The sequence below is a fragment of the Cyanobacterium aponinum PCC 10605 genome (assembly GCF_000317675.1).
GTDB lineage: Bacteria > Cyanobacteriota > Cyanobacteriia > Cyanobacteriales > Cyanobacteriaceae > PCC-10605.
Genome location: NC_019776.1, coordinates 1062261 through 1077782, shown reverse-complemented (window position 1 = coordinate 1077782; position 15522 = coordinate 1062261). Strand labels below are relative to the sequence as shown.

General features: G+C 37.2%; 15 protein-coding genes and 1 CRISPR repeat array. Of the genes, 8 read left to right on the top strand and 7 right to left on the bottom strand.

Annotated features, from left to right (window positions below; all coding sequences use genetic code 11):
* Positions 1 to 115: 115 nt before the first annotated feature.
* Positions 116 to 1522 (bottom strand): hypothetical protein, encoded by a 1407-nt coding sequence (locus tag CYAN10605_RS19270; protein ID WP_015218741.1) that lies wholly within the window; start codon positions 1520 to 1522, stop codon positions 116 to 118.
* 151 nt (positions 1523 to 1673) lie between these two features.
* On the opposite strand from CYAN10605_RS19270, the gene kaiC reads away from it, so the two are divergent.
* The 3 genes from kaiC to CYAN10605_RS04390 all read left to right on the top strand — a co-directional run bounded on the left by kaiC (position 1674) and on the right by CYAN10605_RS04390 (position 4970).
* Positions 1674 to 3194 (top strand): circadian clock protein KaiC, encoded by a 1521-nt coding sequence (gene kaiC / locus CYAN10605_RS04400; RefSeq protein WP_015218740.1) that lies wholly within the window; start codon positions 1674 to 1676, stop codon positions 3192 to 3194.
* 294 nt (positions 3195 to 3488) lie between these two features.
* Positions 3489 to 4100 (top strand): alpha/beta hydrolase, encoded by a 612-nt coding sequence (locus CYAN10605_RS04395; RefSeq protein WP_015218739.1) that lies wholly within the window; start codon positions 3489 to 3491, stop codon positions 4098 to 4100.
* A gap of 138 nt (positions 4101 to 4238) precedes the next feature.
* A complete protein-coding gene (locus CYAN10605_RS04390; RefSeq protein WP_015218738.1) occupies positions 4239 to 4970 on the top strand; it encodes a biliverdin-producing heme oxygenase in 732 nt (243 codons plus the stop codon).
* A 229-nt stretch (positions 4971 to 5199) separates the two neighbouring features.
* Here CYAN10605_RS04390 and CYAN10605_RS04385 read toward each other — a convergent pair whose 3' ends face one another.
* On the bottom strand, positions 5200 to 5505 hold the full coding sequence (locus CYAN10605_RS04385; protein ID WP_015218737.1) for a sll1863 family stress response protein: 306 nt from the start codon (positions 5503 to 5505) through the stop codon (positions 5200 to 5202).
* Between the two features lie 258 nt (positions 5506 to 5763).
* On the opposite strand from CYAN10605_RS04385, the gene psb35 reads away from it, so the two are divergent.
* The 3 genes from psb35 to crtB all read left to right on the top strand — a co-directional run bounded on the left by psb35 (position 5764) and on the right by crtB (position 9004).
* On the top strand, positions 5764 to 6243 hold the full coding sequence (gene psb35, locus CYAN10605_RS18995; protein WP_041922420.1) for a photosystem II assembly protein Psb35: 480 nt from the start codon (positions 5764 to 5766) through the stop codon (positions 6241 to 6243).
* A 159-nt stretch (positions 6244 to 6402) separates the two neighbouring features.
* Positions 6403 to 7812: a 15-cis-phytoene desaturase gene (pds, locus tag CYAN10605_RS04375; protein ID WP_015218735.1), complete on the top strand. Its 1410-nt coding sequence runs from the start codon at positions 6403 to 6405 to the stop codon at positions 7810 to 7812.
* Between the two features lie 262 nt (positions 7813 to 8074).
* Positions 8075 to 9004 (top strand): 15-cis-phytoene synthase CrtB, encoded by a 930-nt coding sequence (gene crtB / locus CYAN10605_RS04370; protein ID WP_015218734.1) that lies wholly within the window; start codon positions 8075 to 8077, stop codon positions 9002 to 9004.
* Between the two features lie 548 nt (positions 9005 to 9552).
* Here the strand turns inward: crtB and CYAN10605_RS04365 are convergent.
* From CYAN10605_RS04365 to CYAN10605_RS04350, 4 genes are all read right to left on the bottom strand, one after another.
* The gene (locus tag CYAN10605_RS04365) at positions 9553 to 10509 is read right to left on the bottom strand and encodes an SPFH domain-containing protein (protein ID WP_015218733.1); all 957 of its coding nucleotides are present in this window, start codon (positions 10507 to 10509) and stop codon (positions 9553 to 9555) included.
* A gap of 23 nt (positions 10510 to 10532) precedes the next feature.
* Positions 10533 to 10955 (bottom strand): NfeD family protein, encoded by a 423-nt coding sequence (locus tag CYAN10605_RS04360; protein ID WP_015218732.1) that lies wholly within the window; start codon positions 10953 to 10955, stop codon positions 10533 to 10535.
* A 92-nt stretch (positions 10956 to 11047) separates the two neighbouring features.
* Complete coding sequence (locus tag CYAN10605_RS04355) at positions 11048 to 11356, bottom strand: cupin domain-containing protein (protein ID WP_015218731.1); 309 nt, start codon at positions 11354 to 11356, stop codon at positions 11048 to 11050.
* Positions 11353 to 11745 carry a hypothetical protein gene (locus CYAN10605_RS04350; RefSeq protein ID WP_015218730.1) on the bottom strand — a complete coding sequence of 131 codons (393 nt, stop codon included), beginning with the start codon at positions 11743 to 11745 and terminating at the stop codon, positions 11353 to 11355. The genes CYAN10605_RS04355 and CYAN10605_RS04350 overlap by 4 nt, the downstream gene beginning before the upstream one ends.
* 482 nt (positions 11746 to 12227) lie before the next feature.
* Positions 12228 to 13345: a CRISPR direct-repeat array (repeat unit 37 nt; unit sequence GTTGATTTCCACATTTACCCCGTAAGGGGACGGAAAC).
* 308 nt (positions 13346 to 13653) lie between these two features.
* On the opposite strand from CYAN10605_RS04350, the gene CYAN10605_RS04345 reads away from it, so the two are divergent.
* Together CYAN10605_RS04345 and CYAN10605_RS04340 are read left to right on the top strand one after the other, a co-directional pair.
* On the top strand, positions 13654 to 14394 hold the full coding sequence (locus CYAN10605_RS04345) for a class I SAM-dependent methyltransferase (protein ID WP_015218729.1): 741 nt from the start codon (positions 13654 to 13656) through the stop codon (positions 14392 to 14394).
* Complete coding sequence (locus CYAN10605_RS04340; protein WP_015218728.1) at positions 14391 to 15083, top strand: glutathione binding-like protein; 693 nt, start codon at positions 14391 to 14393, stop codon at positions 15081 to 15083. The genes CYAN10605_RS04345 and CYAN10605_RS04340 overlap by 4 nt, the downstream gene beginning before the upstream one ends.
* Here the strand turns inward: CYAN10605_RS04340 and CYAN10605_RS04335 are convergent.
* On the bottom strand, positions 15080 to 15511 hold the full coding sequence (locus tag CYAN10605_RS04335; RefSeq protein ID WP_015218727.1) for a GNAT family N-acetyltransferase: 432 nt from the start codon (positions 15509 to 15511) through the stop codon (positions 15080 to 15082). The genes CYAN10605_RS04340 and CYAN10605_RS04335 overlap by 4 nt on opposite strands.
* Between the last annotated feature and the right edge of the window lie 11 nt (positions 15512 to 15522).

The window sequence follows — 15522 nt, the reverse complement described above, 5'->3', positions numbered from 1 at the left end:
TGATTGTTCAGAGTTTTTAATTCTTAATTCTTAATTTTTGATTATCAACTATTCACCCCAACACTAATTGCCCTCCCTCCTCTTGAGGGGGGATAAAGGGGGGTTTACCCTTTTCTCAATTAAATGGTCCTAAAATTGTTTTTTCTGTAAGAGTTTGAGTGGCGGAGTTATCTCCAAAGGTTCTAGTAACAGTTAAATCTAATTGTATTGCTCTGTCAGGCTCTAAATAACGAGGATCGATGGGAAGTTGTCCAATATCGAGAATAAAACGATTATTGCTATAGCGTACCATTTGGGGAGGAATTTCTCCCTCAAAACGCAAAATATAGTCACTAACAGGACGAAAACGAGCTTCTCCAGAATTGGAAACACTATATTTGAGATAAAAGCTAGTGGAAATTAAATCCGAGCGTTGGGCTGTGTCTGTTAATTCCCATTGCACACTTAAGCCTGAACCAGAAATTCCCTCACTTTTTAACTTTGTAGCTTCATCCGCCCTAATGGCATTAAAAACGAATAATTCGGTTACATTTCTTTTGGGAATAGTGTTAGTTTGTAACCAAATATCTGAGGGTACTTTTATGTCAACACTGCGATCGTCTTTTAGCTCAAGGGTAAGAGTGCGATCGGCAAAAGAGTCAAAAGATTGAGGAGCATTCCAAATTAAAACCACTGAATTTTCAATTCTTTCCACTAACTCCAAATATTGATCATCAATTACAGAATTGGGGGCAAATAACGAAGTTGCACCACTACGAACTTCCCAAACATTTTTTGACAAACTAAAACCACGACTTTTTAATTCATTCATCTTGACAGAAGCACTGATGCGATCGGGGGGTAAGGGTTTATCACTATTAATGAGAGTTAAAGTACCTAGTTTACCATCTCTACCATCTCGACCCGATCGCCCATTTTTCCCATTTTCTCCATTTAAGCACCTAAACTCTTTTGTGCCACAACTATAATCAGGACTACCGGGACTGCCATTACAAAATTCTACAGTCCAATAAGGTTGGGGACACTGACAACCTTTACCTCCATTTCCACCTCTTCCTGCTTCTCCTCCTTTACCCCCTCCAGCTTGAACATAAATTTGCTGTAGATAGTTTTTATCAGTACTATAAATAGTTAAAGAACCACCACCCCCACCATCACCACCATTTCCGCCAGTGCCGCCATCACCGCCATCAGCACCGACTAAATTATAGTTAACGTTGACGGGCTGGTTTTCACAAATGGCATTTTCCCCCGCACTTCCATTTTCTCCGGCTAATCCATCTTGTCCAGATAAATTGAGATTAAGAGGAGAACCATCGGCAAAAATGGTTAAAGATTCGCTATCTTTGCCCGTATCTCCATTCTTTCCGTCAATTCCATCCTTTCCATTCTGCCCAAAACCAACAATTTGATTAGCAGAAACTTTTAACCAACACATCGTTGCTTGAGGCTTAATGAGAGAAAAAGCATCGATCGCACTCAGGAAAAATGTCAACACTAAAACCTTGCTTAACCAACCCATGACAGTACCTAAATATTTATGATTACTAATAGTCAAACGATGAGATTATATCACTAATCAAAATCATCTCAGTTAGCAAACTAGACAAAAACTTGCATTGAACTAAATCAAAATAGATAATATATTATGGTACGTGTTAGAGAGAAAATGAATGAGTCAAGGTGCAGAATTAGAGACTGACTACATAGAAAAACTAGAAACAGGAATCCCCGGATTTGACTTCTTAGCTGAAGGTGGACTGCCAAAAGGTAGGGCGACTCTCATTTCAGGTACGGCAGGAAGTGCAAAAACCGTCTTTGCTTGTCAATTTTTGGTCGAAGGTATAAAAAAAGGAGAAAACGGAGTATTTATCACCTTTGAAGAATCACCCAAAGCAATTAGAAAAAATATGCGGGGTTTTGATTGGAATATCAAAGAGTGGGAAGAAAATAGACAATGGGCATTCGTTGACGCATCTCCTCAACCCGGTGAAACACCGATGGTAAGCGGAAAATATGATTTAGGTGCTTTAATTGCTCGTATAGAATACGCTATTCGCAAATATTCTGCCCAAAGAGTCTCTCTTGATTCTTTAGGAGCTATTTTCAGTCATCTTGCTGATAGTGCCCAAGTCAGAAGTGATTTATTCCGTTTAGCATCTGCGCTTAGAGAATTAGAAGTAACAGCTATTATGACGGCTGAACGTACAGAAGAATATGGGGAAATTAGTCGCTTTGGCGTAGAGGAATTCGTTGCTGATAATGTGGTGATTTTACGCAATGTGTTGAATGATGAAAAACGCCGTCGCACGATCGAAATTCTTAAATATAGAGGCACAGATCACCAAAAAGGTGAATATCCTTTTACCATCATTAAAGGTAAAGGAGCAGTAATTATACCCTTATCTGCGATCGAACTTGAGCAACATTCTTCTAACATACGCATTACATCAGGCAGTAAAGAACTAGATAAAATGTGCGGTGGAGGATTTTTCCGAGACTCCATTATTCTCGTATCTGGGGCAACAGGTACAGGTAAAACCTTAATGGTGACAGAATTTATGGCCGGTGGAGTTGAAAATAATGAACGTTGTTTAGTATTTGCCTTTGAAGAAAGTAGAGAACAATTATTCAGAAATGCCACTGGTTGGGGAGTGGACTTTGAAAAAATGGAAAAAGAAGGCAAATTAAAAGTTGTCTGTCGCTATCCTGAAACCACTGGTTTAGAAAATCATCTCATCAATATGAAAGATACTATCCAAACCTTTAAACCTAATCGGGTTGCTGTGGATAGTCTCAGTGCTTTAGAAAGGGTATCTACCCTAAAAGGATTTAGAGAATTTATTATTGGTTTAACCTCTTTTATCAAACAACAAGAAATCGGCGGTTTATTCACTTCTACTACTCCCACTCTTTTAGGTGGTTCATCCATTACAGAAGCCCATATTTCCACTATTACCGACTCTATAATTCTTTTACGCTATGTGGAAATGTACGGAGAAATGCGTCGAGGTATCACTGTTTTAAAAATGCGTGGTTCAATGCACGATAAAGATATTAGAGAGTTTACCATTGATAATAGAGGTATGCACATTGGTCATCCTTTCCGGAATGTAACAGGTATTTTAGCAGGTACACCCATGTACACCACTCAATCTGAAGTAGAACGTCTTACTAATCTATTTGACGAATAATATAAAGCGTTGGTTAGTGAGAAAGAAACCTCAGTTCGGTTTACGAATATCGGGTAGGTGTCAGGGTGTTTAGAGGATGAGGAGATAAGGTGTCAGGTTTCAGGTTGCAGGTGGTAGGGGTTAAATATATTCAACCCTTACGGTGATGAGGAGATGAGGGGAGAGGGAGAGGTAGGGGCGAATGGCCATTCGCCCGTACAAGAGTTTTTAATTCTTAATTCTTAATTTTTCCCTTGCCCTTTGCCTAACCTAAGCAATAATCTAACATGACAAGAAGTAATAGAGCCTTTAAAAATGACTTTAGACGTAATTTCCCATAATCCTACTAATAATAAATCTCCAGAGTTTGTTTTTGTCTTACTCCATGGTTGGGGTGCTAATTATCACGATTTAATAGCCCTCATTCCAATGTTAAATTTACCATCTTGTTTATTTCTTTTTCCCAATGCCCCTTATCTTCATCCTCAAGTGCCGGGGGGAAGGGCTTGGTATGAATTAGACAACAATAATGAGGGTATTTCTGCCAGTTTAGATCAATTTTATCGATGGTTATTATCTTTGGAAGATATAACTAATCTACCTTTAAGCAAAACTTTTGTGGGAGGTTTTTCCCAAGGAGGAGCGATGAGTTTAGATGTGGGCTTACAATTACCCGTAGCAGGAGTTATTAGTTTAAGTGGCTACCTACATTTTGAACCCACCAGCGACAGAAATCCTTTTCCCCCGACTTTCATGTCTCATGGTACACAAGATGCCGTTATTCCCATAGAATCTGCCCGTGTGGCACGGAAAAAACTAGAAAATGTAGGGGTTAAACTCACTTATCACGAGTTTGACATTGGTCACGAAATCATACCTGCTCAAGCCCATTTAATACATGATTTTATTCTTAAGGTCGTGGCTTAATTGTTCAGCACATATCTGATTGTAAAAATTCTTAATATAAACTGATCATGATTCGGTTTAAGGTTAAAAACTAGCAATAAAAAACGTTTTGTTAATTTTTATAAACATATTTTCAGAAATATTAGGGAATCAAATATCATGACAGTTAATCTAGCCACAATGTTGAAAGAAGGTACAAAAAAATCCCATTCCATGGCAGAAAATATGGGGTTTATTAAGTGCTTCCTTAAAGGGGTAGTTGAGAAAAATTCCTATCGTAAGTTAGCGGCAAATCTTTATTTTGTTTATGGGGCAATGGAAGAAGAAATGGAGCGCTTAAAAGACCACCCCATTGTTGGTAAAATTTATTTTCCTGAGTTGAATCGTCAGCCTAGTTTAGCTAAAGATTTACAGTTCTATTATGGAGCTAACTGGAAAAATGAAATTCAAATTACTCCAGCAGGACAAGCATACGTCGATCGCATCCATGAAATTGCAAATAACCAACCTGAATTGTTTGCGGCACATTCTTACACCCGTTATTTAGGAGACCTTTCTGGAGGTCAAATATTGAAAAATATTGCCCAAAAAGCAATGAATTTAGATGGAGAAGGTACTGCTTTTTATGAGTTTGAAACCATCAGCGACGAAAAGGCCTTCAAAAATATGTATCGTCAAGCCTTAAATGATTTACCTGTGGATGAAGCAACTGCAGAAAAAATTGTTGATGAAGCTAACGATGCTTTTGCTATGAATATGAAAATGTTCCAAGAATTAGAAGGAAACTTAATCATGGCTATTGGTAAAATGTTGTTTAACACCCTCACATCTCGCCGTCGTCGTGGTAGCACTCAATCAGATAATCAAGGAGAATTAGCGACTCAACGTTAAGCATTTAATATAAGTTGTGTTGTTTATTTTCAATTAAGAAATCTTTTAGGGTGGGCTATGCTCACCATTTATTGTTTTAGCATAAATAGTTAGACTTCTTCCCTGGGTGAGGGGGCGATAAATAGCATAAAAATCCCCCAGATTCTCCTCCTCTGTTCAAGATAAAATTGCACTTTGAGAAAGAAAATTTCTAGGGGGGTAAGAAGAAAATCCTTAACGGAATTGACTGTTATTTTTCTTGGAATTTAGACCATGCTTGATTGAAAGAATCATTTAATTCATTCCATGCTTTATCAAAACCTTTTTGAATCTCACCCCATGCTTCCTCACCAGCGTCTTGAAGCTCTTTAAATTTGGATTGTACTGCATCTCTTTGAGCGTATAATTTTTCCAATTGATTATTATATTCGACTGCTACGTCTGCTTTTGCTTCTTTAGCTTTGGCACTCATTTGCTCAATTTGAGCGTTTATTTTATCAATTTGAGCCTTTACTTTCTCTTGATAAGCCTGTTTATTCTCTGTGATATTTGCCATAATATTCTTATTTATTGCTATTTTTTGATTTACTTAAATAATGGATTAATTTTTAGGTTGAAAATTTAACCCTTCACTTTAATCTTAGGAAAATTTTAGACTTATTGTCATCTACTAAAAGACATAAATAATATTTATTTGATAACTATTAATCTATTCCTTTAGGAAGAGGTAAATATACTTATATAGATGGATGTAATTAAACTGGTTTAAAAGCTAGGCTAGTAAGTGAAGTCAAGAAAGACGGAACAAATTTTTATGGAATTATTAATACAACTTACCGCCGAAACCAGCCATTTTCCTGTTACTGCCGTGAGTGTTTTAATTGTAGGTTTTATTGCCGCAGTGGGTATAGGGTCGATCGCATGGTACAATTCTAACCGTGTTGTGGGTTGGAAAGGTGAAGGAGAAAAACCCGAACAAAATCAAAATTACGATAAAAGGGAAAAATCTGCAAACTACGATCGCAATATTACCTCTGCAGAAACTGCCGCACGTATTAGAAGAGAAGGGGAAAACTTTAAATCAATTCCTGAGTCTGACGCTTCCACTGACACTACTGGTGGTTATACCGTTAGCAGAGAAGGTTTAGTGAACAATTATGCCGTTGAACCTGAAATGTATGTTAATCAACCCGGAGACTTAAGAGAAAAGGAAGAAGCGGAGAAAGTTGCAAGGGCAAGAGAATTAAAAGAGGTTAATAGTGACGATGGTGATAAGGGAGTTGGAGTTGTCTAAAACTCTCCTTCAATAATCATTAAACTTTAACGCCTAGTATTTGCCACTGGGCTTTTTTTTTGCCCATCTGTCTGAACTTTTTTTAGAAAAATGTTACGAAATGTCAAGAAATGCTACTAAAATGATAAAAAGAAATCAAGTAGAAGAAAAGGAAAATAAATGCGAGTAGCCATAGCAGGTGCTGGATTAGCTGGACTTTCTTGCGCTAAATACTTAGCGGACGCAGGACACACCCCCATTGTACTCGAACGTAGAGACGTATTGGGCGGAAAAGTTGCAGCATGGAAAGACGAAGATGGAGATTGGTACGAAACTGGACTTCATATCTTTTTTGGGGCTTATCCCAATATGTTGCAATTATTTCACGAGTTAGGTATTGAAGATCGCCTTCAGTGGAAAGAACATACAATGATTTTTAACCAACCAGAAAAACCGGGGACTTATTCAAGATTTGACTTTCCAGATATACCCGCTCCCTTAAATGGTTTAGTAGCCATTTTGCGCAACAACGATATGTTAACTTGGGGAGAAAAAATTAAGTTTGGCATGGGTTTATTACCTGCTATCATTCAGGGACAAGACTATGTAGAAGAAATGGATAAATATTCATGGTCTGAGTGGATGGCAAAACAAAATATCCCCCCTCGCATTGAGAAAGAAGTATTTATCGCCATGTCAAAGGCTTTAAACTTTATCAATCCTGATGAAATTTCCGCCACAATTCTTTTAACTGCCTTAAATCGCTTTTTACAAGAGAAAAACGGTTCAAAAATGGCGTTTTTAGACGGTTCACCCACAGAAAGACTTTGTCAGCCCATCGTTGACTATATTACGGAAAGAGGGGGAGAAGTGCGTTTAAATGCCCCTTTAAAAGAGATTTTATTGAATGAAGATGGTAGTGTTAAAGGGTTTTTAATTAGAGGTTTAAACGGCGAGGCTGATGAAGTATTCGAGGCTGATTTATACGTTTCTGCTATGCCCGTTGATCCTCTCAAAGTGATTTTACCTGCTAGTTGGAAAGAAATATCCTTTTTCCAAAAATTAGAAGGCTTAGAGGGTGTGCCTGTAATTAATTTACATCTGTGGTTCGATCGCAAATTAACCGATATAGATCATTTATTATTTTCTCGATCGCCCCTTTTGAGTGTTTATGCGGACATGAGCAACACCTGTAAAGAATATAGTAACCCCGATCGCTCTATGTTAGAATTAGTCTTAGCGCCCGCCGCCGAATGGATTAGTAAGTCCGACGAAGAAATCATCGAAGCAACCATGCAGGAATTAAGACAACTATTCCCCCAACATTTCACGGGGGAAAATCAAGCAAAACTGCTAAAATCTCATGTAGTCAAAACACCTCGCTCTGTATATAAAGCGACTCCGGGAAGACAAGCATATCGCCCTGATCAAAAAACTCCCATTTCTAACTTTTATTTAGCAGGAGACTACACCATGCAAAGATATTTAGGAAGTATGGAAGGGGCAGTATTATCAGGAAAACAAGCGGCACAAGTCATCAGTAAAGATTTTCCTGCCACTGTAGCAAAACCTGAAGCGTCTTTGGTTTAAAGTATTGGAGTATCGGAGAAGCGTGGGAAGGTGGGAAAGCATAAGAGAGGAAATGGAGAAGTTTTTATTTCTAACTCTAACCTCGAACCCCGACTCCTAACTCCGAAAAAGTTGACAGTTGATAGTTGAAGGTTAATAATTGAACCTTAGTTATAGATTCTCAATAATTAAATAAAATTGCTCAGAAAATGAGACAATACTAGAGAATTGCCATTATTCTTATTTTTATATTAAATTTAGCTAATTATCACAGCAGGGATGAATGCTGCAACTGCCTAAAAAATTACAACCAAAACAACCTCTTGCCAGTTTGGAAGAATCTTATGAATATTGTCGTCAAGTTACGGCGAAATATTCTAAAACTTTTTATTTGGGTACATTACTAATGCCTAAAGAAAAAAGAAGTGCTATTTGGGCTATTTATGTTTGGTGTCGTCGTACAGATGAACTGGTAGATGGACCTCAAGCCAAATTGACAACCCCTGAAACTCTTGATTTGTGGGAACAACAACTAGAGTCCGTATTTGCAGGGCAACCTATAGATGATCCAGATGTGGCTTTGGTGGATACCCTGAAACGTTATCCGATGGATATTCAACCTTTTAAGGATATGATTGCGGGTCAAAGAATGGATCTTTATCGTAATCGTTATGAAACTTTTAATGATTTATATCTCTATTGTTATCGAGTCGCTGGGACTGTAGGTCTAATGTCTTCTGCTGTACTGGGAATTGATAACTCTTATAAAAATGCCCCTTGGTATGATAAAACCGTATATATACCTGAAAAAGAAGCGATCGCGCTTGGTATTGCCAATCAATTAACCAATATTCTCCGAGACGTTGGGGAAGATATTGGCAGAGGAAGAATTTATCTACCGTTGGAAGATTTAGAAAGATTTAATTATACTCAAGAGGATTTATTCAATAAAGTCATCGATGAGCGTTGGTATGACTTAATGAAATTCCAAATCAACCGTGCTAAAGAATATTATCAACAAGCAGAGAGCGGAATCAAAGCCCTTAATCCTGATGGAAGATGGCCTGTTTGGTCTGCTTTAATGTTATATCAGGGAATTCTCGATGTTATCGCCAAAAATAATTACGATGTATTTAACCGTCGAGCTTTTGTTCCTACTCCCAATAAGATAATATATCTTCCTGTTGCATGGTTGAGAGCACAAGCACTTTGAATAAAGGTCAAAAAACAAAGGGCAAACCCCCCTTTATCCCCCCTCGAGAGGGGGAGGGCAAAGATCATTAATTAGTTTCTCCCCTATATCCCCCCCTAACTCTTGACTTCTACTTAACCTGAGTTTTGGATAAGCTGAAAGCATCCCAACTCGTAGTCAGAAAACCTTATAGCTTCTTAGAAATAACGATAAAATTGCCTTAATCCGAACTGACGTTAAATAGTTAAGAATTAAGAATGAAAAACCACGAATACTTACTACTTATTTATTATTTATTACTTGTTTTCCCCTTTCCCCTCATCACCTCATCACCTCATCCCCCCATTCCCTAACACCTGCAACCCGCAACCTGACACCTAACCTTATCGGATATTCTTAAACCGAACTGAGGTTACTTATATTCTCTTTCTTCGCCAATGTTTCCAAAGGCTATGAGCAGGATAACCGCTATTATTGGCAAATGCGTAACCAAGTAGTTTAGATCCTCAGAGAATTGAATTGGTGAGGTGCGTGTTGCGTAGTAAACCCCTTTGGGATCGCACTAAAGATTAGGATGATTTATTTTCTTTGATTATAGGAGCTGAAAACTTTGTTAATTGATTATCGTTGTCAATGATGGAACTAATACCATTGAGAGTAGAAAGAATATTATTAGGGTCTATAAACATAACTTTACTACTATCACTGCTACCGATAACCTTACCCATTTCTAAATACTGTTGGGTTAACAGAAATTGTAATGCTGTTTGGGCTTGAGGATCGTTTTTTACTTGATCTACAATAATTTGTAATGCTTCTGCCGTTGCTTGGGCTTGAAGTATTTGCTGTTGTTTTCTTGCCTCCGCTTCCATAATCGAGGCTTTTTTCATAGACTCGGCTTCTAATATTTTCGCTTCTGCACTACCCTTAGCAGAATTAATGGCGGAATCTCTCTCTCCCTCAGAGTTTAAAATCGACGCTCTTTTTTTTCTCTCTGCTGCCATCTGTTGCTCCATAGATTGTTGTACTGCCGGAGATGGGGTAATATCTTTTAACTCCACTCTTAAAACTTTAACTCCCCAAGGATCAGTCGCAATATCTAATTCTCTCAGTAGTACACTATTTATTTCTGAACGAGCCACAAAGGTTTCATCTAATTCTAACTTGCCAATTTCAGCCCTAATTTGGGTTAGAACGAGATTTTCCATCCCTGACTGTAAATTTTCAATTTTATAATAGGCTTTCACCATGTCAACAATACGCCAATAAACGACTGCATCAACCGTAATAGCAACATTATCTTTCGTTATACAAGATTGAGGAGGAACATCCAAAATTTTATCTCGAATAGTATCTTTATAAACTACATTATCTAAAAAAGGGATAACAAAATTCAGTCCGGGAGAAAGTTTCTTGTTATAACTTCCTAAACGTTCTACTAAGTATTCGTTTTTTTCATTGACAATTTTAACACTACTAAATAAAGCAGAGCCGACTAAAAAGACTAAAATAAATAACTGTTCCATAATTGTTTAATCCTCGATGAATGTTATAGTAATTTTCTCGGCAAAACAGATAATATATTTCCTTCCCTACTAACAATAAAAACTTTTTCGTCAGGAGGAATTTTCATAGTTTCATCACTGCAAATAGCAAGCCACAAACTACCTTCATACATTACCCGACCTGTTTTTCCAGCTTCGATCGCAGTTATGGTAATTCCTTCATTTCCTTCAAGTAACAAAGGGTCTTTTTTCTTCGGTTCAAGATATTTTTTAGCAAAATAGATTAAAAGAACAGAAAGAACCATCCAAAGAACAATCAATAAATTATTGTATGGGATAATTAAAGCTAAACCGGCTATAATAATCGCACTTAAACCCATCATTAATTCCACAAAAGCAGTAGGAAAAATAAACTCCATTAAGCAGAGAATACAGCCAATTATTAACCAAACTAATGGAGATGACATAATTTTCTCTATTCCTAATATATTCATCATTATAAGCTATGAAATCAAAGCAAAAAGATAATAAAAATATTAGATGTGCCGACAATAAATTACTAATAAATATGTATTGCTAACCATAGACAATTATTAGAAGTGGTAAGGACTTGATGGGGAGTCATAGCAGGAATAAAGAGATAATCCCCTGCTTTCAAGTTAACAATATCATCCTTAATTCTTAGCTGTGCCTTTCCTTTAATCAGTATTACCCATTCGTCTTGTTCCTGACAATAAACCTTATTATCGGGGTTTTTGCTACTAACAATTCTCTCAATGACAACGTTACGGCAGTTGAGCAGTTCAGAGAAATCTTCACCCTCAACTAAAGAAGGGATGTTGTCGAATAAATTGTCTGGGTTAATCATGAGTCATAAACTATTCTGGTGAAATTACCCTGTTTATCTACTTCCCAATCCTCTCTATTAATTGTAAGTTCATGTAAATCACTATTTATATCAATTGCTAGTAGTGGGATTATTTGCTCGGAAGATAATTCTGTGGACTCAATTTCCGTTGTGGCATCATTAACAAAATTCAGTTCTGCCCCCATAATTGCTTCTATGAGACTAGGATAGGCTGGTCTATTGACATCATAACTGAGACAAACTACATATTGACCTTTCCATGAATATATTAGTTCACAGTCTGCCCCTGCACCTGGTGCTCCACTATCCCAACAAAGAGAATAGACAACTTCCCCTTCTTCTTGCATCAATTCATCTTCATCAGGGAAATCAGTGTAACCTTCTATCATCGGTGTTAAATAATAATTTATTACATCTTCAATTATTATTCAAAGATAACACAAAACATAATCCTTTTGTATAAAACTTATTTATTTTCTCTATCAGGTAATAGACTGCGATCGCACTTAATGTAATAAATGATTTTCTGTAATGTTGTGACTAAATGGTTTGTTCCTGTCCAATAATAATTGACTATATCTTGAAAGAATGAAATTAGTAGTTTATTAGTTGTAAAGAAAAATAACAGGGGGTTGTAAAAATGTCGCAGTTAGTAAATAATAAAGAAAGTTAGATTTTAAGGTTAATAAGTAAATAACTTAGCATTATTGCTTGGGTTCACTCTATAATTGTGCTTATTACCCAATAAACGTCTAAAACAGGTTTTTTTACCTTGATAATTTAATATCATTAAGAAATGTAAAGGACTACCTTGTAGTTTTTCGCATACAGTTTGTAAAAACCATGTCTGACAAGGTTTCCAAAAGATAGGGTTGATTTCCACATTTACCCCGTAAGGGGACGGAAACACGGAAGTGGCTTCTGCTAAAGATATATAGTATTTAAACGTTGATTTCCACATTTACCCCGTAAGGGGACGGAAACTGTCAAGATCCAAGCCTTGTAAGGTGTTTTGTAGTAGTGTTGATTTCCACATTTACCCCGTAAGGGGACGGAAACTCCATGGTTATCAATCTCGTACAGCTGTTGTGCATAACTTGTTGATTTCCACATTTACCCCGTAAGGGGACGGAAACCAATGGTTTTTACACCCCCCTAATCGTCTCCTTGCGACTGTAGTTGATTTCCACATTTACCCCGTAAGGGGACGGAAACGGCACATTATGACCTTTGGCACGAAGCTCTAAGGAGTTGTTACGAGTTGATTTCCACATTTACCCCGTAAGGGGACGGAAACCTTGTAAATAATATACCATGCCCTTTTTCGTATGTAAGTTGATTTCCACATTTACCCCGTAAGGGGACGGAAACTTCGCTTACTATTCCCTGTTGTATTCCCTGTTGTATTCGTTGATTTCCACATTTACCCCGTAAGGGGACGGAAACGCCGCTTTTGCAGTACGACGAGCTTGTTTTTCTTCTTCTCGTTGATTTCCACATTTACCCCGTAAGGGGACGGAAACTTAACAAAATTGACAGTTTTTCCGTACTGCAAATATTGAAAAGTTGATTTCCACATTTACCCCGTAAGGGGACGGAAACCCAATTTCGCTATCAACTTGGTAGCCAACCCCATCTAAGTGTTGATTTCCACATTTACCCCGTAAGGGGACGGAAACGGCTTTCGCCCCACTACAATTTAGCGTACTGAACGAGTTGATTTCCACATTTACCCCGTAAGGGGACGGAAACATACTCTTACGCCCCTTCCCCACGCACCACCACATTAGTTGATTTCCACATTTACCCCGTAAGGGGACGGAAACATAATAAGCTACAACTGCAAGAATCACTAACAATAGTTGATTTCCACATTTACCCCGTAAGGGGACGGAAACGTAGCACCATGAACCCAAATTTGGGCGCATAGTCCCAGAGGATCGGACTGCCATGTTGATTTCCACATTTACCCCGTAAGGGGACGGAAACGACTCATGTAAAAAAACCCTAAAATAGACACAGAGTTAGAAATGATAAGATGAGTAGATATAGCAAAGATTGGAGAGAAATAACTACAGCAATAAAGGAAAAAGCCCATTAGAAGCGTAGTCAATGCGGTGCAGACTTCAAAAATAAATCAAGTAGTGGTAGCTCTCTGCAAGTGCATCACTGGAACAGAATACCAGAAGATAAAAGACCAGAAAATTTAGTAGCTCTTTGTAATACTTGTTATTTAAAATATCATCATGGCGGTAAAAGTAATATTCTTAATCGGTCAATTATCTCTTAATCTCTAAATGAAACACTTAAATATCATTATCTCTGTTATCTTTATCTTTGTTTTTACCTTGATAATGTTCGCATCTTCCCTTGTTTACGAACCAGTACAGACAACAGATAATCAATACTATGAATATCGAGCATTACATAACAGGGATGGCATTGGCAAATATTATCTTGGTAGAGAAATAGCGAAGGTGATGGGGCATCAAGAATTTCTCTGGTTAGAGCGTCCGAGTAGAGAAGCAGAAGAACAACCCAGTAAAGTCATTGAAGCATTAAATCTCAGTCCTGACGATACCATAGCAGATATTGGAGCTGGTTCTGGGTATTTTAGTTTTCGCCTTGCCCAAAAAGTACCCGAAGGATTGGTTTATGCGGTGGATGTGCAACCTGAGATGATTGATATTATTGATTTCCTTGCGGAAGAATCCCCTAATTTACCCGTTTTGCCCGTGTTGGGTAGCGAAACTTCCCCTAATTTACCCCCAGAATCCATTAACTTTGCCCTGATGGTGGATACTTACCATGAATTTAATCATCCTAGAGAAATGATGGAAAACATAGTCAAAGCTCTTAAACCACAAGGAAAAGTAGTGTTAGTGGAATATCGTAAAGAAAATCCCTTGATTATGATTAAAGGGGTACATAAAATGAGTGAGAAACAGGTAAAAAAGGAAATGGAAGCTGTAGGATTAAAATGGTTAAAGACTGACGAATTTTTACCCCAACAACATTATTTAGTATTTGAGAAATGATTGAACTATATTACTGGGCAACCCCTAACGGACATAAAATAACCATCTTTTTAGAAGAAGCCCATCTTGATTACAAAATTATCCCTGTCAATATTGCCAAAGGAGAGCAATTTAATCCAGATTTCCTCAAAATATCTCCTAATAATCGTATTCCAGCCATTATTGACACTGAGCCGACTGATAAAAAAGAATCCATTAGTATATTTGAATCAGGTGCTATATTACTTTATTTAGCTCAGAAAACAGGGAAGTTTCTATCTTCTGATATTAGACAATATGCTAAAACCCTGGAGTGGTTATTCTGGCAGGTAGGCGGACTTGGACCAATGGCAGGACAAAACCATCACTTTGGTTTATATGCTCCCGAAAAAATACCCTATGCAGTAGATCGCTATGTCAAAGAAACTAATCGATTATATGGGGTATTGAATAAACAATTAGAAGGAAAAGATTATATTGTAGGAGATTATTCCATTGCCGATATGGCTTGTTATCCTTGGATAGTGCCTTATGCTAATCAACAACAGGATATAACCGAATTTCCCCATTTAGAAGCATGGTTTAAACGCATGGGGGAAAGAGAGGGAGTGATAAGGGCGTACAAAATAGCAGAACAATTTAAACAACCCACTGTCACCGAAGACAGTAGAAGTATTCTGTTTGGACAAACTGCTTCAACTATTAATTAATCAGAAAAGTATTTAATCATTTTTAGATGAGGGATATTAGCTTCTAAAAATTCATCACTGATAGTGTTATAACCAGATTTTAAATAGAAATTAAGAGATTGTTTTTGAGCATTAAGCCAAACAGAATTTAATTGATTCTCTCTTGCTACTAACTCTAAATTATGCAGAATAATTTGACCATAACCTTTATTTCTAAAAGATGGTAAAACAGCTAACCTTCCTATTTTTCCTTGTTGTTGTAAATCAATTCTTCCTGTGCCAATATAATAATTATTGAGTTTTAAAAGTAAATGAATACAAATTGAATCTCTATCATCTAACTCTAAAGTTTCAGGAACATTTTGCTCAATTACAAAAACACGATAACGAATTAAATTACACTCTGTTTTTAACTGTTGATAATCACCAATAATAATCTCCGGTTGCATAATTGAGGTAA